General features: G+C 38.6%; 2 protein-coding genes. Both read right to left on the bottom strand.

What is annotated here, in order from left to right; genetic code table 11:
• Positions 1-108 precede the first annotated feature (108 nt).
• Positions 109-840, bottom strand: coding sequence for a YebC/PmpR family DNA-binding transcriptional regulator (locus tag EQ827_RS08785; protein WP_181190598.1), 732 nt, complete (start codon positions 838-840; stop codon positions 109-111).
• 77 nt (positions 841-917) lie between these two features.
• Positions 918-1079 carry a VanZ family protein gene (locus EQ827_RS08790; protein WP_309109362.1) on the bottom strand — a complete coding sequence of 54 codons (162 nt, stop codon included), beginning with the start codon at positions 1077-1079 and terminating at the stop codon, positions 918-920.
• Position 1080 lies beyond the last annotated feature (1 nt).

Below are 1080 nucleotides of genomic sequence, written 5' to 3' on the forward strand. Positions count from 1 at the left end.
AATTTTTTTCGTATATTTTTCTGGTAACATTTTTTCATCTCCTGTCTTTTATAAAATACACTAGACACAAAAAAAATCCCGAAATAAATTCGAGATTTTTAAAATATTTTATTCATCTTCATCAGCAGCGGCTGTGAATACTTCGGAAACATCATCATCATCTTCCAGCTGCTCAATCATATGTTCAAATTGTTCTTTTTTATCTTCCGGTACGGGCACGGTATTTTTAGGTACCATAGTTAGTGACGCATTAGCTAATTTGTAACCCTTAGCTTCTAAAGCATCCCGAACTGAAGCGAATTCTTTAGCATCGGTATAAATTTCATAAGCATCATCCGACGTTTGTAAATCATCGGCGCCAGCTTCCATCAAATCTTCCAACATTTGATCTTCGTCAGCATCTGTAGTTGAGCGATCAATAACTATATATCCCTTACGATCAAAAAGGTAAGAAACCGAACCTGCTGATCCCATACTACCGCCATTACGCGTAATAGCTACTCGAACCGAAGTGGCAGTCCGATTTTTGTTATCCGTTAAAGTATTTACTAGAACTGCCACTCCACCAGGAGCATATCCTTCATAAGTAATCTCTTCATAATTAGCTCCGCCGGCACCCGAAGCTTTATCAATTGCTCGCTTGATATTGTCTTTTGGCATATTAGCAGCACGGGCTTTATCCATCACCAAACGAAGAGCCGCGTTATTCGCCGGGTCAGGATCACCACTCTTTGCTGCCATATAAATTTCACGAGAAAGTTTTTGAAAAATCTTTCCACGTTTTGCGTCTTGGGCATTTTTACGTCCTTGTATGTTGTGCCACTTGGAATGTCCTGACATCCGCTAACTCCTTCTTTCTATAATTAGTGTGAATAACATAAAACCGTATATTATCATACCAGAATATCTTAAACACTTCAATGTTTTCTGGTTACACTTCGATAAATAATCAAAATAATAAACACCACCAAAATACCACAAAAAGCGCCTGTGCTGTCTAACATTACATCTTGAACTAAAGGAGTCCGCCCAGAAGTCAAAGACTCATGAAATTCATCAAATCCTGCTAAGCCGGTCACG

Origin of the sequence: Bombilactobacillus bombi, assembly GCF_013607485.1 — a bacterium.
GTDB lineage: Bacteria > Bacillota > Bacilli > Lactobacillales > Lactobacillaceae > Bombilactobacillus > Bombilactobacillus bombi_A.

Coding starts and splice junctions, on each gene's coding strand:
- EQ827_RS08785 (WP_181190598.1), bottom strand. CDS start 840: ATGTCAGGACATTCCAAGTGGCACAACATACAAGGACGTAAAAATGCC.